Below are 20,621 nucleotides of genomic sequence, written 5' to 3' on the forward strand. Positions count from 1 at the left end.
AAGGTATTTTGATTTATACTTTGAGACATGGTAGGGTCTCCTTTCTTGATTTTTTGTCCAATTTCGAGGGTACCCTACCTCTTTTTTTATCTCAACTATTTTACACAAACTATTTTACGTCATCAAAAGAAAGTTCCATAGAAGAAATTTTTACGAGGGAATAATAATCTCAGAAGAATGAAAGAAAGATTGGCAGTATTTCGCTGTCCGCCAATCTTTTGTTGTTAACAATCGCCAGGTGCGCCGGCATGTTGGGCAGTACGGAAGGAAGAACCGCAGCCGCAAGACATAATAGCATTTGGATTATCGATGCTAAATCCGCCGCCCATCATATTTTCTTTATAATCAATCTTAGTACCTTCAATAATTGGAATATCCTGGTTAGAGAATACGACTGGGATACCATTAATTGTTTCAATAATATCTAGTTCTTCGTTAACCTCATCTTCAAAGCCTAATGAATAGGAGAGCCCGCTGCATCCGCCACCTTTTACACCAAACCGTAGAAGCGATTGCTCTGGTTCATCCTTCATCATTTCTTTAATCTGTGCGCTAGCACGATCAGTCAGTTCAATAATCAATTGCTGAACCTCCTTTGTCCTTATATCCTATAATTTTAGTATACACTTCCTCTTGTTAGAATCAAGTAATTCAAACTAGTTCCATAGAAGACGCAGTACCCGTACTAACCCACATAATAATTTCCCGATGCAATGATTTCTGCCCCGCCTGTCATCCAGATATGGTCATCTTGCTTCCATTCAATGGTTAAATCTCCCCCAGCTAAATGAACAACCACTTTTTTTCCTTTCGCTGCTTTATTATTCAAGGTTGCTGCTACAACAGCTGCGCATGCTCCTGTTCCACATGCTTCCGTCACACCAGAGCCACGCTCCCAAACACGAAAATGCAATTCTTCATCAGACACCATTTCAATAAACTCTGCATTGACACCTTCCGGGAAGCGCTTATCCTTTTCAATAATTGGCCCCAGCGTGGTCAGGGGAGCGTCATCAATATTTTCTACAAAACTAACAATATGCGGATTCCCCATAGAAACCGCAGTAACATATAGCGTTGAATCAGCAACTTGGAACGACTCATTGAGAACTGTCGTACCTGCCTCACCAAGCATCGGAATCTGCTCTCTTTGTAAAATCGGTTTTCCCATATCAATGGTTACTTCTTCTACAACTCTCTGCTCATTTACTGTCACGATTGCATGGACTATATTTGCTTTTGTCTGCATCGTAAATTCTTTTTTATCAATAATACCTGTTTCATAAGCATATTTTGCTGTACATCGTAACCCATTGCCACAGTTCATCCCTTCCGAACCATCTTTATTAAAGATACGCATCCCGACATCTGCTTTTTCAGTTGGATGAATCAAAATCATGCCATCCGAACCAATACCCGTATTTGGGTTTGACATTTTAATTGCCAACTCTGCTAATCTATCTTCTGGTAAATCCGTATGAAAAAGGTCAATATAAATATAACTATTTCCTAATCCGTGCATTTTTGTAAAAGGTATTTTCATCTTCTTTTCTCCTCTTCTGTTCAAGCTTCTTTTACGTTTAATCCTATGTCATCTAATGCTCGATAGATTGGTTTCAAACTTGGTATCCCTTCTGCAACCATTTTATCATTAACCCATACAATTGGATAAAAAAGATCTTCCTCTATTATTTTATCGACATACGCTTGATGAACCGGATCCTTCTGGGGTTTATTTATATCAATATATTTATACGACACGTTTTCGGAAGCATATTTTCTTCCAATCGCAGCTTGAAGCCATTCATACGTATCTTTTGAGCTTGGCGCACCAACACAGCTGGCACATATTTGTTCGCTTCCATAAACGGTTATCGTGATAGTCGGCATCGTTTACACTCCTCCTTTAATATGTTGCTGTATATTCCACTTTTCTTTGAACACACACATTTATATTCATTATTTTACAAAACAAACGTAAAAAGTTAAAATAATATTAGTTAGCTAATTGAAAACGATTTTCAACTAGATTTTTACGCTTAACCGCGTTATAATAGATTTGTGGGAAAGGAGTGGGTTAATGTGGAAGAGCAAGTACAAGAAGTACTAAGCAAGCTTCGTCCATTTTTATTACGTGATGGCGGGGATGTAGAGCTAGTTGACGTTGACGACGACGGTGTTGTTTTATTGCGTCTCATGGGAGCATGCGGTAATTGCCCAAGTTCAACCATTACATTAAAAGCAGGGATTGAACGCGCCCTTATGGCTGAGGTTCCTGGCGTAACAGAAATTGAACAGGTATTTTAATATTATAGGATAGAAACGGAGCGCTCTTTGCTAAGGATATAGAGACCCTCCGTTTTTTTATTTATAGTGCGTGTTCAAAAGTAACCAACGGTTTTCGATGGGACGAATCGCAGTCCCAAATTAGAAGCAAGAAGGTCAAGGCGACGTGGCTTTTACGAACGGAGCGTATGCTTTTAAATACGTGAGTAACGCTTTTGGTGGGGCGAGTAATCGCAGCCCCATCGGAAAAGACACGTCAACGAAGAGATTCGCCACTTATCATTTGGGTACTTTTTGAACATCCTCTTATAAAACTGCTGTAATTGCTTCCTTCCCATTAACAACCGCCTGAATATTGTCCATACATAACTGAACCATCTTTGCTCTGGTTTCTACACTGGCGGAACCGATATGCGGAAGACATACTGTATTCTGCATCCCAACAAGCGGATGATCTGCTCCAATTGGTTCTTCCCTAAAGACATCTAACCCTGCTGCTTGGATTTCACCAGTTTTTAGCGCATCCAATAGAGCGTCTTCATCTACTACTTTCCCACGGGAGATATTGATAAAAATAGCGCTTGACTTCATTTTTTGAAAAGCAGCTTTATTGAACAATGCTTCGGTTTCCTTCGTATACGGAACAACCGTGACAACAAAATCAGAGGTTTCCAAAAGTTCATCAAAGCTGACATACTTTGCATTCAATCGTTCTTCCGCATCCTTTTTTCGAGAGCGATTATGGTATTGAATGTTCATATCAAAACCAGTTGCGCGTTTGGCAATAGCTTCCCCGATTCTTCCCATACCTACAATTCCAATTGTTTTCCCGTAAATATCTGTACCAGCAAAGAAAAATGGAGCCCATGATTTCCATTTATCTTCCTTCACCCATTCATTTGCTTCTACAATACGTCTTGCAGTTGCCATCATGAGCGAAAAACCTAAATCTGCTGTGGTTTCAGATAAAACATCTGGCGTGTTTGTAACTGTGACATTATGTCTTTTACATGCTTCTAGATCGATATTATCATAACCAACTGCCATATTGGCAACAACTTTTAATTTCGGTGCTTTGGATAGAAGCTCTTCATCAATTGTATCGCTTAATACAGCGAATAAAGCATCCACATCTTCGATTTCTTTAAACAGTGTCTCTCTAGGTACAGCTTCTTCCTCTTTTTCCCACATCCGAATCTCCAATTGATCTTGATAAGCTTCTAGATACTTTTCGTCAATTTTGCGTGTCATATAGACCTTTGGTTTGAGCATTCTACCATTTCCTTTCCAGCGATAATAATGATGATAGCGGTTTCTATTGCTTTGAGTTCAAAAAGAATTCCTCTGCTCGCATCTCGTTCTTAAAACTTTTTAAACATCCACCATTATACTACTTAGAGCCAGCTTATCATAGGTATTTGCCAATCCGAAACATCTACTCCTGTCGTTTCATAAAAGCGTCCTAATCTTTTCTCATACGTTTCTTGATGGTTCACCAATTGCTCTAGTGTTTGAAAATCCTGCTGCTGAAATCCATCCTCTAAGAAATCATAAAGTTGTATCGGAAAACATAATCTAGCAAAAATAAGTCTCCAGCCGAATACGGATATTGGCTGATAGCTTTGATAGTCATTTAAAAAATGATTTATTTCTGCGTCCGGTTGATTATGCAAAAAGGCGTAGCGAATATATTCAGCGATATCGCGAGTCGAATGGTCATATACAAGTTCATCGGTCCAAACAATTGCTTTCTCTGAGGTATGCCATCTGGAGAAAGCAACTGTTCCTTGATCTGTTTGCAAAATACGCTGCTCCTTCTCGCTTTCCCTTAAGTATTGAATGGCATTTTCACTGATTCCAACAATATAAGGTAGAATATCCATTACCTCAGATAAATAATTATTCGCTGAAGTTTCCTTGGCCTGCCTTGTTAATTCTTGTTCAAAAAAAGTTAGTTTTTCTTCCCAAAGTTTTCTCCATAAACCATAACTCGAGATCGCTTTGGGTTCATATTGAAACCTGCTCCCAATGTGGTGAATATCCCCAAGTTTCATTCCCATCCTTTCATTTTTTAACGTCGGTGAAAAGTCCTCTAGAACCAGAACCATCCAAACTTCATTCGCATAATTTGTAAACCATTCCCCATTTATATTTCGGATTGGGTAAGCCACATTGGATAATCCATTTTCCCTTAAAAAGTAAGCTAATGTTGCCTGTTCGATTAATATCATTTCCTTGTTTCTCGCCGGAATGGTAAAATAAATATAATGATCTTTTTGATAACCCTCACGCTGCTCGATGACCTGCTTCCTCTCAGCTTGTATCGCATATTGACTGCGGAGCATTTCAGACATTGGCATCAACAAACTCCCCCTTACCGTATATATTAACTATATGAGGGTAATGACTATACAATCATACTAAATTGAAAAAGGTGTGTTTTAAGATGGCAAAATATACTAGTAAGACAAAACTAGAAGTAAGAGCAAGAGAACTTTTAAAAGAACGAGGCGTTAAAATAGATGATATTGCAGAATTAGTTTATTATCTACAGTCTAAATATCACCAGGATTTAACAATGGACACATGCCGCTACAATGTGAATCGTGTTTTAACAAAAAGAGAAGTACAAAATGCTGTTATAACCGGAATTGAATTAGACATGCTGGCAGAGAAAAAACTTCTTAGTGAGCCGTTGCAGGAAACAATAAAAATCGACGAAGGATTATATGGGATTGATGAGGTAATTGCCCTCTCTATTGTAAATGTGTATGGATCCATCGGCTTTACAAACTTTGGTTACATTGATAAACAAAAACCTGGCATTTTAGAAAAACTGAATGATAAAAGCAGTGGCGAGATCCACACATTTTTAGATGATATTGTCGGTGCTATCGCAGCAGCAGCCTCCAGTCGTCTAGCTCACGGAGATGCTGAAAGCGAACATGAAGAACTAGATGCTTAAGTATAAAGAACAAAAGCGCAGAGCGCCCGGGTAGTGACGTACGGACTGGACTGAGCCGTAGGAGATAAAGGAAACATGCCCCTTTAGGGGTATGCCGACGTTAGGCTTTAGCCTGCATTTAGTCGGCCTTCCATTATCTAGAGTCGATGTTGACTTTCACCACGGGCATAAGTGCGACTATGGCTCTGCCTACGCCTGTCGGCTTGTCAGTCGCCAAGTCTTCTTTATCGTACGGAGGTGAGGGAAGTCTCGCTAGTCGCTGGGCGCTGGAGCTAGACGTGGCTGCTTATGTAACTAAGTTGTCCACAGCATTCAAATTTTATAATTTCCTAGAACACGAAAAAAACATTCATACCCCAAAAGGTATGAATGTTTTTTGTTTATTCAAAAGCCCATTCTGATAAATTCTCTATTATATATGTTGGTTGTTTACCAAAGGTTACCAGTTCTTCCTTCGCGGTTACCCCCGTATGGACAAATAAAGTATCCACGCCTGAGTGAAATCCAGACTGAATATCTGTTTGATAATTATCTCCCACCATCACAACATCCTCTTTCGGTACTCCGAGCACCTCTAATGCTTCGTTCATAATAATCGTATCCGGCTTTCCAATGAAGGTAGGATTCTGCTGTGTACTGGTCTGAATTAAGGCGGTGAACGCACCATTACCTGGCCCCAACCCAGCTTCAGTTGGAATGGCATGATCTCGATTCGTGGAAATAAATCGTGCACCTTTTTGAATCGCAATACATGCTTTGGCGAGCTTCTCGTAGGTAATCTCTCTATCTAAGCCCACCACAACAGCATCGGTATCTGTACTATCTACTAACTGAATACCTTGTTGTTTGATTGCATCTTTCAAGCCGCTTTGGCCAATGCAATAGCATGTTTTTACGGATTGCTCCTGCAAATATTTCGCGGTAGCTATACTGCTTGTCACAACCTGATGATGCTTTGCTTGAATACCTAATTTGTTTAATTTTTCAGCGACGGCGTGCGTGCTTTTAGTGGAGTTATTTGTTACAAATACATATGGGATATTTCGTTCTGCCAATTGATTAATGAAAGGGGCTGCTTCAGGGATAACTTCATTCCCTTTATACATCGTTCCATCTAAATCAATCAGGTACCCTTTATAATTTTTCATGCTATTACCCCTCGATCTCTGCGGATATTCATTTTATAAAGCTGTATTTTTTTATACTTCTGACATGACTATTCTTCTGAAACTGCAGCAATCGTCCACTGACAGCAAGTATCACCGCCTGAGAGCAAAGATATTGATGTTATTTCTTGGTTTGGAAATAATGCTTCATACATCTCCTTCTCGTGCTGGCATATCACTGGATAATCTTTCGCCACTTCTAAAAAAGGACAATGAAAATTATTTAATTGAAATACGTCTGTATGATCCATGTCCAAATGGAACATATAACCTTTTTGGTTTTGCAGCTCCTTCAAAGCAGTGATCTTCTCTTCCATCGTCAGGTATTTTCCTAAGTGCTGCTCTAACTGTTCTCTCTGTTTCGCTGATTGTTTTTTTAGAAGTTTGTTTATAAGATGATTTCCTTGGTCTTCTTCTAAATCATGAAGCAAATCTAGGGAGAGCTCTTTATAACGATTGGGAAAACATTGTTCGCTTTGGTCTGTTAAACGATAGGCGTGATAAGGCCGCCCAATCTTTTTTTTATGCTGTTGCACCTCGATAAACCCCTTCTGTACAAGGGTATGAAGTTGTTTCCGAACAGCAGTCTCTGAAATTGTAAAATGTTCCATCAAGGCACCCATCGTTAACGTCCCTTGCTCCTTCAAAATCTGGATAATTTTATCCTTTGTCGAGATGCGATTTCCCATTCGCTCACTCCCCTTTTACTTATTTGAAAAAGCGTTCGCAACTCCTAGTTCTTCTTGTAGATACGTATTTATTCGCTCAGAAAAATGCGTAAGTATGCTTAAATTTTCTCTAAAAAACTGTTCTAAACTTGTATGATCAATACTTTGGTATTCATGTACTAAAGGTTTACGCCAATTAATCAACGCTTTGTAAACCGCTTCTTCATTAGCAGGGATTACTTTTTCATCCACTAAAATGTCGATAATATCCTCATAGCTCCCTGGATCTCTCATAATAAACCCATCAATCATCATATTTCCTACATCTAATACTCCTTCAATAAAGGTATGAACCATACGCTCTAAAGCAAGCTGTTCTAATGGGCTCTTATAAGAATGACTCGAAAATGTCTCTAAAATTTGATTCATAAATGTAAGCGTCTGACCAATTTTTTGCTGATCTACAAAATACATAATGATACCTCCAAAAAACGTCTATACTAATATCATATCATAAGTTCCAGCGGATTTTCACTGGAACTTATGATAATAAAGGACGAAGACAAACGGAAAATTGTCCTTTTTTTCCAAAAACATGCTATAGTAAGTCTAATAAGATAGAAGTAAGGGGACGAATGCGTGATGGAAAAGCTACCTATTATCGAAATGGATGCAAGCAGTATTGCATCAGCAATTAAAAAGAAACAATTTACCGCTTTGGAAGCTGTAACTGCTTTTATTAATCGGATTAAAGCCATTAACCCCTCCATCAATGCTCTTGTAGAAAATCGATTTTCACAAGCGGTACAGGAAGCCAAAGAAGCGGATGAATTGCTTAAACATAAAGGGCCTCTGGGTAAATTGCATGGCGTGCCAATTAGTATTAAAGAATGCTTCCATGTGCAGGGGATGAAGACAACAGGCGGTTTGGAACATCGGCAGGATCTTATTTACCAGGAAGATGCTGATGTTGTTCGCCAATTAAAACAAGAAGGGGCTATTATTCTTGGGAAGACAAACACACCGGCCCTTTGCTTCTGTCAGGAAACGGATAATAAACTATACGGCAGAACAAATAATCCTTGGGATCTAACCAAAACAGCTGGTGGCTCAAGCGGCGGGGAAGGCGCGCTATTAGCTGCAGGCGGCGCGGCGGTTGGAATTGGCTCGGATATTGGCGGTTCCATCCGATTTCCTTCCCATTTCAATGGGATTATCGGCTTTAAACCAGGTAAAGGGAGCCTATCGTCAGAAGGTCATTTCCCTTCAGTACAACATGATTTGCAAGAACGAATGCTTACGGTTGGACCAATGGGAAAGTCTGTCCAGGACATGCAGCTTATTTATGAGATATTATCGGGTGCCCCTGTAAAGTCGCAAATATTAAACCAATTTAAAATCGAAATTTTACCAACGAATCCAGGCTATCCACTTTCCGTAAGAACATCCGAATTATTAAGACAGCTAGAAAATTTCTTGGAAAAAATCTATACGGTTCAGCAAATTATGCCGCCATATTTTAGGGATAGTGCATTGATTTGGCAGGAAGTAATGTCTATTAATGGAAGCAAATTAGTTGAAGATGAAGCTTTTAATAATGATCGCTCCGGATTAGTTCGTTCCTTTTTAAAAGAAAAGTTAAGGCAGCGTACAAATGTCCACCCTTATTTATCTCGGGCTATCATGGGTGCAAAAATGTTTAAACCTTCCCATAAAAGAGTGAAGGAAATTAACGATATTCTCTATCAAGGGGATGAACTTCTCAAAACATATTTGGATAAGCGATTACTGATTCTGCCTGTTTATTACCGGTCCGCATTGGAACACGGCCAGGTTTTCAAGGAAATTTTCTCGTTTCGCAAAACGTATCTTCAATATATGCCATACACAGCGTATGCGAATGTTTGGGGGCTCCCGGCTCTTACGGTACCAGTTGGGGAGGATGAGGCAAAGATGCCAATAGGAATACAAATTATTAGCGGTATCGGAAATGAAGATGCGATTTTCCGTCTTGGCAGATTACTTGCAAAACGTTTTCGCGGATACAAATTAGCTCAATTAGAAGATAGGTAATTTTTAGAAGGCGTTATTTCCCTTCTCTTACACATAATGAAGGAGAGAGGAGGGAATTTGGATGCGAAAGAAAGATGATTATAAAGAACTTTCCACCGTTCAGAAGCAGCATGATACATTGATTCCAGAGGAGTTCCCAGAAGGTCCGTACGGATCGGGTATTCGTGAGCATGAGCTGGTTTCCGGCAAGTCAACCGATTGGGAAGAAGGCCAGCACCGCGCAAGTGCATTTACTTATGCAGATAGAGAGCAGCATAAAAAACTTCAGAGAAGAGCTCCAGGAGCCCATCCTTTAGATAAAAAGGAAGATAGCTGATTATTTGATACGAATACAGAAAAAGAAGTTCAAAATGCCTTCTTATTTTTCATCATAAGAAGAAATATTGAACTTCTTTTATTTTTGAATTTTTTTCAATACAAAATAGGCACAACCAAAATTACAGTATTCATAAATATAATCTTGAAAGCAGCTGATTTTCGTGTCCAGAGGTGCTTTGGCATGATTGTCATGGTAAAACCCTTTTAGACGAAGCTGTTCATGCGCCCAATCCCCTACAATAAAATCATATTTCGCTAAAACTTCAGAATAGCGTTCTTTAATAGCCTCTGCTTGAAATCCATTCTTATTATCTTCAATTAATTCATATGTTTTCCCATTAAGTTCAATCATGAGAGACCCCCACACTTCTTATCTATTTTTAGTTTATCACAGAAACAGTTAGAAAAACCAGAAAAAATTACCTGCATGAATTACGCTTCTTATCTAAAACTAACGTGTAAGAAATGAAAACAATTTTAGTATAAGCAACATAACTAATGATACTCATAATTTCACTCTAGAAAGGAGCAATCAACATGAAGAAAGGAATTGGAATTATCTTTCTTGCCATTCTTATGTTACTTGCTGGATGTACATCCAGTCAAAATAATTCGGAGCCCGACCCATTAGATCCTAAAAATAGATATCCTGATACAGAATCTAATCAGAGGTCCCAGGATCGACTTGGTTTTGTTCGCTACACACAGGATGAATATGCGCAAGACAATCAAAATCAAACCCAACAAAGGGCTATCCATGTTGATCGAAATGAGATGGCTGATATGATTACCCGTATTTTATTACAGAATCCAGATTTTGTTGAAGTTGCAACGCTTGTGACAGACGAAGAAGCTTTAATCGCTTTTGAAACCACAGATAATTTATCTAAAGAAGCAGCTATTGAAAATGCAGAAAAAACAGCTCTATCGATCCTGCCAGGCCACTATACCATTCATGCTTCTAATGATAAGAGTTTAATCCAAAACATTGAATCACTGCATTATTCTGTGATGGAGAATGATAATGTAGACATCGAACCATTAGTACAAGTTATTGTAGACTCCATGAAGAAAGATGATTAAGTTGATGAAATAATTTGTCCCTAAGGAGGTGATTCATCTGATTAGCATTCGTAATACTGCCTTGAGTATACTTTGTTTCTTTTTATTTTTTCAAACTGTCTCCGTTGTTTATGCAGAACCAAACGAACAAATATATAACGAGAGAATGGCTTTGTTTAAAAAAATTGAAACCATCACCCAGGTCCCATGGTACTATTTTGCGGCAATGGATAATTATGAGCGGAATACCCTTCCTTCATCCGAAGAAGAAAAAGTCATTTCCATACAATTTGATGAAACGGAATGGTACGGTCTAGGAAATGCAGCTAATTCAACCGAACAGGAAATTATAAATCAATTTGGCGGACTTGGTAAAGATGGGAACGATGATAACCAGGCAGACCCTCATGACCCAGAAGACATCCTCTATACCATGGCAGAGCATATTTTATCCTACGGGTTACATGAGGATGATGTCAAAATCGCCCTTTGGGAACATTATAAACGAGATCTAACCGTACAAACGATTATGAATACTGCTAAAGTGTTTCAAACCTTCGGACAGATTCATTTAACGGATCGTGCATTTCCTTTAGATACAAATTATAATTACAGTTACCGCAGTACATGGGGTGACCGCCGAGGATTTGGAGGCTTACGAATCCACGAGGGAACGGATATTTTCGCATCTTACGGAGTTCCTGTCCGCTCTACAACGTATGGTGTTGTAGAGATGATGGGATGGAACTTATACGGCGGATGGCGTATCGGCATTCGTGATATATACAATATTTATCATTACTATGCACATATGAGCGGCTTTAATGAAAATATAAAAGTGGGACAAGTTGTTAAACCTGGCGATACGCTAGGCAGCGTCGGCTCTACCGGCTACGGTCCTCCAGGAACATCCGGAAAATTCCCACCGCATCTTCATTACGGTATGTATAAAGACAATGGCTACAGTGAATATTCATTTGACCCATATCCTTTTATATCTAAATGGGAACGAATGGAGAAAACAAATAGATAAACCTCGTACGTCGTACGATACTCAAATTTTTTTACTCATTGAAATAACGGTACAAATTCAATCAAATGCGAATTTGTACCGTCTTATTTTAGAGAGTTTATCTTGCCAGCAACAATTCAGGCTCTTTCTTTCCCCTTACGCAGGGCATGCCAAATGCTGGCAAACAATCCACCCCATAATAGAACCATTCCTGAAACCATTACGATAATCGCTGAAGCACTCATATACTAACCTCTCCTTTTTATTTGTCATCATAATCTGCTAGTGAGTCGGGAGATCTCCACTTTAATAATGCTAAGACAATACCCAGAACTAATACGCCAATGGCAACTCCCCAGCCACTAAAATTAATAAAGACATCAGAGTAGCCTTCATAGTTTCCTGTTTCTGTATTAAATTCGCGTAATAAGTTCATCTTGAGTAAACCAAACATCATATATCCCATCACGATTGGAGTTACAATGGCAATACTAATCGTCCACCATGCTCTTAAACGAATATCAGATACACGATTCGCATGATCTTTAAGTACATTTGTTTTTCGAAGAACCCAAGCAATTAGGATTACTTCAACGAATCCTAACATCGCTACTCCAAATTGATTAATAAAGTAATCGACATTATCTAGGAAGAACATACCGCCGCGACTAGCGTATAGCAAGGAGACAATTGCTGCAAGTCCTACACCAATAAGGACTGCTTTTGCTCGAGTAATATTAAATTTATCAACAAGTGCAGAAACATATGCTTCGGAAATAGAAATAAGTGAGCTAATCCCGGCCAATGTCAATGAAGCAAAGAATAGGACACCAAAAAATCCATTAAGCGCCGGCAATTCATTAATAATAGCTGGAAAAACGACAAAAGCAAGACCAACTCCGCCAGCTACCACATCATTAATATCAAGTCCTGACGTAGCTGCCATAAAACCTAATATCCCAAATACACCAATACCAGCAAGCAGTTCAAAACCGGAGTTCCCAAACCCTACAATAAACGCGTTATTTGTGATATCCGATTTTTTTGGCAAGTAACTAGAGTAAGTAATCATAATAGCAAATGCAATGGATAAACTAAAGAAAATCTGTCCATATGCTGCAATCCATACATTTGGAGACAGCATTGCGCTAAAATCAGGTGAGAAAAAGGCATCCAACCCTTGCATTGCACCAGGTAAAGTAATTGCCCGGATAACAATGATAAGGAAAACAACAATTAGTAATGGAATACAAATTCGGTTAGCGATTTCAATTCCTTTACGTATCCCGCCAAATAAAATAATAAATACGAGTGCCCAAACAACGATTAAAGGAATTAATACCCCGGGAACTAATCCGCCAATTTGACCTGGAACCTCTGCCAGCTTCAAATATTCACCAAATAAGAATCCTTCCGTATCTGATCCCCATGTTAACTTGATCGAAAAAATGGAATATGATATTGCCCAGGCAACAATTACAGAGTAATACGTAGAGATAACAAATGCGACAAGCGCTCCCCACCAGCCAATAAATTCTGCCTTCTTATTCATTCTGCGGAAAGCCAATGGGGCCGACCCCCGATACTTGTGCCCCATCGTAAATTCCATAATAAGAATCGGAATACCAGCTGTCATTAGCGCAAATAAATAAGGAATTAAAAATGCTCCACCGCCATTTTCATACGCCACCGCCGGAAATCTCCATATATTCCCCAGGCCAATTGCCGAACCTACCGCTGCCATAATAAATCCGGCCCGCGTTCCCCATTGTGAACGATTTTCCATTCTTTTTTTACCCCCTTTTTTATAATAAATACCAACAGCATGAAAGCGCTTTTAATAAATAGTTAGAAAAAACATTACTTTCACACTATTATAATTGTATTATAGCTATTCTCTACCCTTTGTCAAATACCCAGCAAATAAAACATGCGTCATTTTTTTGCAGAATTTCTTAAAAAACGAAAAAAGCTTGGAATACTAAAATGTATTCCAAGCCTTCTGTTATGATGCCTTCTTTTTTCTCCGAACCATCAGTGTTTGGGCAATCCAGACAATACCCGCCAAGAGAATTACAGTGGTCGGTAAAGCAATCCAAGTTGAATGGGTAATTCCAACAACAAGAAAACCGATTAAAGCTACAAAAGCTGCAAGAATAGCATATGGCAACTGCGTAATAACATGGTCAATATGATGTGCGCCCGCTCCTGTTGCAGATAATATCGTTGTATCTGAAATCGGCGTACAATGATCACCGAATACTGCACCTGCAAGGACCGCTGCTAATGCAGGTAAAAATAATTCCATATCTGTATTTACCATAACTTCTGCTGCAATGGGCAACATAATCCCAAATGTTCCCCATGATGAACCTGTCGCTAAAGCCATTAATCCTGCAATAATAAATAGGATTGCTGGTAGCAGGCTGACGGAAATAGATGAGTTATTTACTAGGCCGGCCAAGTAACTGCCTGTTTCTAAAGCTCCAATAATGGAACCAATCATCCAAGCAAGAAGAAGAATATTAATTGCAGGTATCATTGTTTTAAAACCTTCTATAAAAATCCGCTTCATATCTGAACGAGGTTTTCTCTGCCTCATATGAAAAATCACCGAAGTAAGAACCGCTGCAACCCCGCCAATAATTAAGGAGAGGTTGACATTCGTATTTGCAAAAGCCTCTATAATGGATGCACTGCCTTGTGTTTCCATTATACCTGTTCCAATCATAGCGATAACTGTCGCAATAAATAATACAACAATAGGAGTGATTAAGTGAAATACTTTTCCATCTTGATGTGGATCAAATACATCACTCAAGTCTCCTGAAACTTGATTTCTTTTAGGATCAAGCAATTCTCCTTCTTCCTTTGCTCTCTTTTCATGTGTGTACATAGGTCCAATATCAAAATGAAAATACGCCACAATAAACACCAAAATAATTGAAGCAATTGCGTAAAAGTTTAAAGGTATCATTTGTATAAAAGCTGCAATTGGCTGAAGCGTTGTAATATCATTTGCAACAAACAATCCACCCAAGATACCAATAATGTAGGCTCCCCAGCTGGATATCGGAGCAATGACTGTTACTGGTGCGGAACTTGAGTCAATATAGTAAGCTAACTTAGCCCGCGATATTCTCTGTCGATCCGTTACTGGTCTCGCAATCTGACCAACTGCCAGACTATTAAAATAGTCATCTATAAAAATAATCAATCCAATAATCACAGTCATTACTTCGGCCCCAACACGCGTTTTCACCCGACGCAGCATCCAATCTCCAAAAGCTTTTGCTCCCCCAGACGCTTGCAAGAATGCAGTAAGTACTCCTAAGAAAAGAAGAAAACTAATTAGCAAGATATTGCCAATTTCAAGTGCTCCATCTGCATAAAAAATGGTGTAAAATACCGCCCAAATCTCATTTAATGTGCCCATTAGATGAAAATCATTTAATAATAATGCTCCAACCACAATCCCTGTTCCTATTGAGATTAGAACCCTTCTCGTTAACAACACTAATATCAGCATAATAACAGCAGGTATTAGTGAGTAAATTGTACCTTCCATGCGACAACCTCCATCCATTTATTTCAGAGTTTTGCTCTAGATTCGTTATGCGTCCGTTTTATTCCCCAGCAATGATTTGCTCCGGAACAAAAGCCCGCATATACATCCGATTCGAAATAAGGAAATAAGACAAGGATATTTGCAATCAAACATGAAACTACATCACCTTATTTAACGCAAAAAAACAATGATAGAAAATAACCTATCATTGTTTCACCAATTCACGTTATCCTCCATTTCGATCAGTAGTTCTCCATGTAACGAATTACATGACAGCATATTACCTTTTTAGTAATATGCCAGTAATATAAAGCATGACCTCTCTATATACTTCGGCAAACCATCCTTCCCCCAGCAATCATTGTTGTCATCCTCCTGCAAGGTACTCATATAATCTGCGCCTCTACCTCACCGATCTGATAAGGTTTTTTATTCATCTAAATTGTACTATACTATATCTTCAATTATTCTGCAAATCATCTTTAGGAACCGCAATATTAGGTCCATTTCCGTCCCCGCCGTAAAAATCTGGTACTTTCCCCATGATTGCACCACCATCCAAATATAATTCCGTATGTACTGTTCTCACTTCTGACGTAAACGGTACTACAATTTGCACATCTGCTTCCACATTTATATACAAAGACACCCAAGCCCCATTAATTCCAAACGGTTCTTTTTCTTCTACAACGTTTGTCCGCACAGCCCCAACAACTTCCATATTAATCGGTATTTTTGGCCCTAAATTAGCTAGTACTGAATTACCGGTTATCTGCCCTAAAGGGATCTCAATCAGCGTGGGATCTACTTGGGCCCTCCCTTCTGCACCACCTTCATAATCATATGGTTCATGGAGATTATGTTCAAACTCAAGCTGCTCTCCCCGATTAACATGGGCAAAATACTCTTCAACCCTATCCGTAGCTACACGATTAATTTCACTGATGACTGCTGGATCCCTATTATATGTTACCAAATTCCCTTCATTGTCATAAGTGATATTAAGGATATCATCAAAACCATATTCCTCTACATAGAAAACTGCAGAATTAATCGCTCTGGTAGCAAATTCATCCGCCTTACGTTTAGCGATATCAATAATAATCGGTTCAATTTTGACATTGATTAAATAGAAGCTGAAGCCAACTGCAGCAAAAAATAAAATAAATGTCAGCATCAGAATGGAGCGCCGAGATGGGTGTATTCTTCGTTTTCTTCCTACGCGATATCGATATCGTTTTTTAAATCTCAACCCAACAACCCCCTTCATAATAATTTATGCATCTTTTGAACGGAAATAGAACAACAGAAAAGTTTTTAGGTCACCCCTATCCGCCTCAAGCTGATTTCACTCGATATTCTAGATAGTCGCTCTGGATTCACAAATGCCGCTCCAATTCTTTCATAACTGCTCCAAATTCCTAAAAAGTCGCTCCGTATTCTCTAAAACCGCTCCAATCCTTCCTATATCCGCTCCAGATTCCTGAAAGTCGCTCCATTTTCACAAAAAACCGCTCCATAACCGCTCCACAACCTGATAATAAAACAAAAATAATCTACTAATTTTTCTCCAACAAAAAAACACTTCCCGAAAAGAAGTGTTTTCTCTTATTTCACTCACGAATAATTATGATATTTTAAGTAGTGCTTCTTTTCCAGTCATGCCAACTTCCCAGCCATACTTCTTGGATGCATCTGTTACCTTTTGCAATGGAGCATTTAACAATTGATCAATCGTTCTTACTCCCATTGCGCGTCCTGCGATAACATTTCTTTCTTGCAGTTTTGGTATTTCATTGAAGATGTCAACATCGAGTGCAGCACACATAATATACCCCACATCATTACTAATCGTCAGCAAGGTTGTTTTCGGCAGTTCTACACTCACAGCTGTAAAAATAATTCCATCCACCTCAAGAGGTTCTACCGTAATCATAAAAAAAGCCCCCCTCTTTTTTTCTACATGATATGTGTATGCAAAAGAGTGGGGGAATGTCACTGTTTAAGAATAGAATGTCTATTGTTGTTTTACGGCATAAGCTAATAGATCACGTAAAAATTCCGGGACAAAATATTGCTTTTTCTCCGATCGGGCTACCTCTGGCAAGAGCTGGCCAAAGGTAAAGGTGTCTGCTGTAGCAACATAGTACGTCTTGTCTGGATTAATCGGATAACCGTTTTCTGTGTAGACTTGTTTCACATATATTTCTCCATTACGATGAAAGGCCGTCTCTACTCGGATTCCAGAAAAAATCATTTTTCCTAGGAGTTCCCCACGAAACCCGAAACCTTTTAATCTTAATTCTGTAAAAACAGGAGACAAAGCTTCTCTGACTACCTCCACGATTTCATCTCCTCTTAAATCCACAAGGACAGGATTGATCGGATGGGGACAGATTCTGTGAAGATCCCCTTTCGTAACTGTTCCTGCCGGCAATGAATCTAATAACACTCCGGCGTTGAGCATAGCAATATCTGCATTGGTCCACCTGCGAAGCACCTTTGTTAAGGATGTGATAATGGATGTTTCCTCAAACCATTTTACTTCGACCGGCTCTTTCACTGTTGTTACGACCTCATCTAAATACTGATTCGCCTGATTTAATAATTGCTGGAGATGCTGCTCCGTCTCCAAATCTTTTGCACTTTCCTTTAAGTTAATTGCAACTGCTTCTTTAGAAATAACTTGTTTCTTTTGATGATCCCAGGTAATCTCTACTTCCCCAACATAATAGCAATGCTTCCCAGCTGCAGTAATCAAGGTTTCGTTCACAACTTCTCCTTCTTCTAAAAGGTGATGGGTATGCCCGCCAATAATCACATCAATATCAGGATAACGTCGGGAAATCTCCTGATCGACTGAAATTCCTAAATGAGAAAGGAGAACAATAATATCTGATTCCTTCGCTAATTCTTCTATATAACGATCAAGAACATCAAATTCATTTTCTACATGCCAGTCAAGCAATTCATAAAATGCATTAAATGGCGCCGTTAAGCCTAATACTCCTATCCGAATACCACTTTCCGTCGTTAAAGTATGTACACGTTTTAACCAAAATGGCGTATACGCATCCATACTAAATAAATTACTGCAGACCACTTGAAAATCCGCCTTATCATACAGTTGGTAGAGCTCTTGATGAGAAAGAGTGATGCCTTCATTATTACCTAATGTAACAACATCATAACCCGCTTCGTTTAATAACTCGACATTAGCCAGACCTCTTGTTGCCTCTGTAATTGGATGGGACCGATCCACATGATCTCCTACGTCCACTGTAAAGTAAGCCTCTTTATTTTGATTTCTTAACAGCTGTTTTTCTTTTAAAAATGCTGTAACTCTAGGCCATTGTTCAAAATTACTATGCAAGTCATTTGTATAATAAAAGTAAAGTTTTTCTTCAGACATACTTCACCGCCCCTAACCAATTCCTTGTAAAATCATGCGTATTCCCATGATAATTAATAAAATTCTCAAAAACAGTTCCAATAATGAACTTGAAATCTTTTGATTTGTTAATGCTCCCAGTTTACCACCAATCCATGCTCCAGGGATAAAGAAAAGCACATACTCCCATTCTATATTTCCAAGTGTGATATGTGTTATACTTCCAAATAAACTAACAAAAATAATCATAAACATCGATGTTGCTGTTGCTATATGTGTAGGAAAACCAAACGCGAGCAGCATAACTGGAACCATTATCGCTCCCCCGCCAATACCAAAAAATCCGGATAACATTCCCACAAAGAAAGCGATGAGAATAGCGGGAACTACTCGAATATGATATGTAAATACTTCATCTCCTATTTGCGCATGCCGGACCCCTTTAGCAGTGTCATCTACTTTACGTGGTTTGATACCTTTGAGCTGTCGGTAAAAGAGAATTCCTGCAATAAAAATAATTAAAAGACCAAAATAAATATAAAACGTATTTGCATGAACAAATTGATTCAGCCAAGCTCCGAACATGCTTCCCGGAATACTTCCAAGCAAAAACATTCCACCTGCTTTATAATCAATCCGCTTTGATTTAGCAAAAGATAATGTTGATGACATCCCTGTAAAAAACATCACCAATAACGACATAGCTACTACTGTTTGCGGCGTCACCCACGAAAATCCTTCTATATTTCCGCTAGCCAGAAAAAGTAATGGAATCAGGACAACTCCCCCGCCTAACCCAGCTAAGCTCCCAACAAAAGCAGCCAGCATTGCTATACAAAAACAAATAACAATTGCTAAAATCATCAAATACACCTTCTTTCTATATTTAATCATAGCATATTGTATCTCAATTACATTAGGAAATATGTTACGAACAATGTCTGTTCCAAATAAATACTAAAAATCTGAGCAAATGAAAATAGCTTATCCCACTAATTTCATTCGTTCAGATTTTTTATAATCCATTATTTTATTAGGAAGAAATGCTATTAGCTAAGCATGTTACCCGCGTATTTAAATCAGCTTATGCCCGCAATTCCCGCAGAAGTTCATGCCCTCCGTTTTATTTCCGCAATTTGGACAGAAATTGGGAATGGATCCACTCGATTTATTTTCAGAAGTTGCTTGTTGATTTTGTGACTGATTCTGCTGTTGACTTTGACTTTGCTGCTCCCCTGTATTTTTTTCATTAGCACCGCTCATCATCTCTTTCGCCAAGTTCATTCCCATCATCATACCAGCCATGTCCGTTGCTGTGTTGCCTCCCCCAGATTTTCCAGAAGCAATCGCATCTGTCATTGCTACATCTTTATAACGCCCCATATCGCCAATCATGCCATGGGAAGCTGTTTTCGTAATCATATCCTGGATTTCCTTTGGATAATTAAAGCTCATAATATTAAATCCGGTAATCTCAAAGCCGTCCTGATTGACCTGCATATCTAAATCCTCTTTGATTCCTTCGCTAATCTCGAAGGAATTTGCATTAAGATTAAACATATCTTTCCCTTCTCTAGTGATCCATTTCATCAATAATTGATCTAAAATAGCAGTGATTCTTAAACGGATATCCTTCACAAGATAGCTATCCTTCACCCCTGCAATATTATCAATTAACTTTACATAATCTTTTACGGCAAATTGAAATGTACCATTCGCACGGATCGGGATACCGCCCGGCAGTTGAGGTGAAGGGATATTAATGGCATTCTTTGTTCCCCATTTGACAGTGAACTGTTTGGTATTGACAAAAAGTACCTCCACCCGCATGCCACTGTTAAATCCAAATTTAAATCCTTTTAAGGTAGACAAGAAAGGAATAATATCTGATTCTATTTCATATTCTCCCTCTTCTTTAAAAACCCCTTCAATTTTTCCCTGGTTAAAAAAGATAGCATCCTGCCCAGGACGAAGAATTAATTTACTTCCTTTTTTAATCTCCCGGTTATTCCATTTCCAGAAGATCATATCATCGCGAAATTCGTCCCATTCAATCACATTTGCTAATTGTCCTCTAAAAAACCCCATCATTCCGTTCATCCTTTCTATATT

22 protein-coding genes, 1 pseudogene and 1 riboswitch are annotated in these 20,621 nt (G+C 38.8%); of the genes and pseudogenes, 6 read left to right on the forward strand and 17 right to left on the reverse strand.

Annotated features, from left to right (window positions below; all coding sequences use genetic code 11):
* Positions 1–224: 224 nt before the first annotated feature.
* From KI343_RS18345 to KI343_RS18355, 3 genes are all read right to left on the reverse strand, one after another.
* Positions 225–581, reverse strand: a complete 357-nt coding sequence (locus tag KI343_RS18345; RefSeq protein WP_212927869.1) for a HesB/IscA family protein — start codon at positions 579–581, stop codon at positions 225–227.
* 104 nt (positions 582–685) lie between these two features.
* On the reverse strand, positions 686–1,543 hold the full coding sequence (gene dapF, locus KI343_RS18350) for a diaminopimelate epimerase (RefSeq protein WP_212927870.1): 858 nt from the start codon (positions 1,541–1,543) through the stop codon (positions 686–688).
* A gap of 20 nt (positions 1,544–1,563) precedes the next feature.
* Entirely contained in the window at positions 1,564–1,890 is a 327-nt protein-coding gene (locus KI343_RS18355; protein WP_212927871.1) for a YuzD family protein, read from the reverse strand.
* A 195-nt stretch (positions 1,891–2,085) separates the two neighbouring features.
* Between KI343_RS18355 and KI343_RS18360 the strand changes: the two are divergent.
* Positions 2,086–2,307: pseudogene (locus tag KI343_RS18360) on the forward strand (NifU family protein); the annotation flags it as partial.
* Between the two features lie 285 nt (positions 2,308–2,592).
* On the opposite strand, the gene KI343_RS18365 reads toward KI343_RS18360, so the two are convergent.
* Positions 2,593–3,558 (reverse strand): 2-hydroxyacid dehydrogenase, encoded by a 966-nt coding sequence (locus KI343_RS18365; protein ID WP_212927872.1) that lies wholly within the window; start codon positions 3,556–3,558, stop codon positions 2,593–2,595.
* 122 nt (positions 3,559–3,680) lie between these two features.
* Entirely contained in the window at positions 3,681–4,646 is a 966-nt protein-coding gene (locus KI343_RS18370) for a protein kinase family protein (RefSeq protein ID WP_212927873.1), read from the reverse strand.
* Positions 4,647–4,732: 86 nt separating this feature from the next.
* Between KI343_RS18370 and KI343_RS18375 the strand changes: the two genes are divergently transcribed.
* Positions 4,733–5,251 carry a phosphatidylglycerophosphatase A family protein gene (locus tag KI343_RS18375; protein WP_212927874.1) on the forward strand — a complete coding sequence of 173 codons (519 nt, stop codon included), beginning with the start codon at positions 4,733–4,735 and terminating at the stop codon, positions 5,249–5,251.
* 380 nt (positions 5,252–5,631) lie between these two features.
* On the opposite strand, the gene KI343_RS18380 is transcribed toward KI343_RS18375, so the two are convergent.
* The 3 genes from KI343_RS18380 to KI343_RS18390 all read right to left on the reverse strand — a co-directional run bounded on the left by KI343_RS18380 (position 5,632) and on the right by KI343_RS18390 (position 7,559).
* Positions 5,632–6,399 (reverse strand): TIGR01457 family HAD-type hydrolase, encoded by a 768-nt coding sequence (locus tag KI343_RS18380; protein WP_212927875.1) that lies wholly within the window; start codon positions 6,397–6,399, stop codon positions 5,632–5,634.
* Between the two features lie 68 nt (positions 6,400–6,467).
* On the reverse strand, positions 6,468–7,106 hold the full coding sequence (locus KI343_RS18385; RefSeq protein ID WP_212927876.1) for a helix-turn-helix transcriptional regulator: 639 nt from the start codon (positions 7,104–7,106) through the stop codon (positions 6,468–6,470).
* A gap of 15 nt (positions 7,107–7,121) precedes the next feature.
* On the reverse strand, positions 7,122–7,559 hold the full coding sequence (locus KI343_RS18390) for a DUF86 domain-containing protein (protein WP_212927877.1): 438 nt from the start codon (positions 7,557–7,559) through the stop codon (positions 7,122–7,124).
* A 168-nt stretch (positions 7,560–7,727) separates the two neighbouring features.
* Between KI343_RS18390 and KI343_RS18395 the strand changes: the two genes are divergently transcribed.
* Together KI343_RS18395 and KI343_RS18400 are read left to right on the forward strand one after the other, a co-directional pair.
* Complete coding sequence (locus KI343_RS18395; protein WP_212927895.1) at positions 7,728–9,158, forward strand: amidase; 1,431 nt, start codon at positions 7,728–7,730, stop codon at positions 9,156–9,158.
* Between the two features lie 61 nt (positions 9,159–9,219).
* Positions 9,220–9,474: a hypothetical protein gene (locus tag KI343_RS18400; protein ID WP_212927878.1), complete on the forward strand. Its 255-nt coding sequence runs from the start codon at positions 9,220–9,222 to the stop codon at positions 9,472–9,474.
* Positions 9,475–9,552: 78 nt separating this feature from the next.
* On the opposite strand, the gene KI343_RS18405 is transcribed toward KI343_RS18400, so the two are convergent.
* Entirely contained in the window at positions 9,553–9,828 is a 276-nt protein-coding gene (locus KI343_RS18405; protein ID WP_212927879.1) for a YutD family protein, read from the reverse strand.
* A gap of 185 nt (positions 9,829–10,013) precedes the next feature.
* Between KI343_RS18405 and KI343_RS18410 the strand changes: the two genes are divergently transcribed.
* Together KI343_RS18410 and KI343_RS18415 are read left to right on the forward strand one after the other, a co-directional pair.
* The gene (locus KI343_RS18410; RefSeq protein ID WP_212927880.1) at positions 10,014–10,559 is read left to right on the forward strand and encodes a YhcN/YlaJ family sporulation lipoprotein; all 546 of its coding nucleotides are present in this window, start codon (positions 10,014–10,016) and stop codon (positions 10,557–10,559) included.
* A 67-nt stretch (positions 10,560–10,626) separates the two neighbouring features.
* A complete protein-coding gene (locus KI343_RS18415) occupies positions 10,627–11,571 on the forward strand; it encodes a M23 family metallopeptidase (RefSeq protein ID WP_244857102.1) in 945 nt (314 codons plus the stop codon).
* 116 nt (positions 11,572–11,687) lie between these two features.
* Here the strand turns inward: KI343_RS18415 and KI343_RS18420 are convergent, their stop codons facing one another.
* The 8 genes from KI343_RS18420 to KI343_RS18455 form a co-directional block, all read right to left on the reverse strand.
* The gene (locus tag KI343_RS18420) at positions 11,688–11,795 is read right to left on the reverse strand and encodes a methionine/alanine import family NSS transporter small subunit (protein WP_212927882.1); all 108 of its coding nucleotides are present in this window, start codon (positions 11,793–11,795) and stop codon (positions 11,688–11,690) included.
* A gap of 17 nt (positions 11,796–11,812) precedes the next feature.
* A complete protein-coding gene (locus KI343_RS18425) occupies positions 11,813–13,336 on the reverse strand; it encodes a sodium-dependent transporter (protein ID WP_212927883.1) in 1,524 nt (507 codons plus the stop codon).
* A 219-nt stretch (positions 13,337–13,555) separates the two neighbouring features.
* A complete protein-coding gene (locus tag KI343_RS18430) occupies positions 13,556–15,118 on the reverse strand; it encodes a Na+/H+ antiporter NhaC family protein (RefSeq protein WP_212927884.1) in 1,563 nt (520 codons plus the stop codon).
* 238 nt (positions 15,119–15,356) lie between these two features.
* Positions 15,357–15,532: riboswitch (Lysine riboswitch) on the reverse strand.
* A gap of 46 nt (positions 15,533–15,578) precedes the next feature.
* Positions 15,579–16,370, reverse strand: coding sequence for a sporulation protein YunB (yunB, locus tag KI343_RS18435; protein ID WP_244857100.1), 792 nt, complete (start codon positions 16,368–16,370; stop codon positions 15,579–15,581).
* Between the two features lie 375 nt (positions 16,371–16,745).
* The gene (locus KI343_RS18440; RefSeq protein ID WP_212927886.1) at positions 16,746–17,054 is read right to left on the reverse strand and encodes a YunC family protein; all 309 of its coding nucleotides are present in this window, start codon (positions 17,052–17,054) and stop codon (positions 16,746–16,748) included.
* Between the two features lie 81 nt (positions 17,055–17,135).
* The gene (locus tag KI343_RS18445; protein ID WP_212927887.1) at positions 17,136–18,530 is read right to left on the reverse strand and encodes a bifunctional metallophosphatase/5'-nucleotidase; all 1,395 of its coding nucleotides are present in this window, start codon (positions 18,528–18,530) and stop codon (positions 17,136–17,138) included.
* Positions 18,531–18,542: 12 nt separating this feature from the next.
* On the reverse strand, positions 18,543–19,373 hold the full coding sequence (locus tag KI343_RS18450; protein WP_212927888.1) for a sulfite exporter TauE/SafE family protein: 831 nt from the start codon (positions 19,371–19,373) through the stop codon (positions 18,543–18,545).
* 210 nt (positions 19,374–19,583) lie between these two features.
* A complete protein-coding gene (locus tag KI343_RS18455; RefSeq protein WP_212927896.1) occupies positions 19,584–20,597 on the reverse strand; it encodes an SPFH domain-containing protein in 1,014 nt (337 codons plus the stop codon).
* Positions 20,598–20,621 lie beyond the last annotated feature (24 nt).

The sequence above is a fragment of the Oceanobacillus sp. J11TS1 genome (assembly GCF_018333215.1).
Classification (GTDB): domain Bacteria; phylum Bacillota; class Bacilli; order Bacillales; family Amphibacillaceae; genus Oceanobacillus.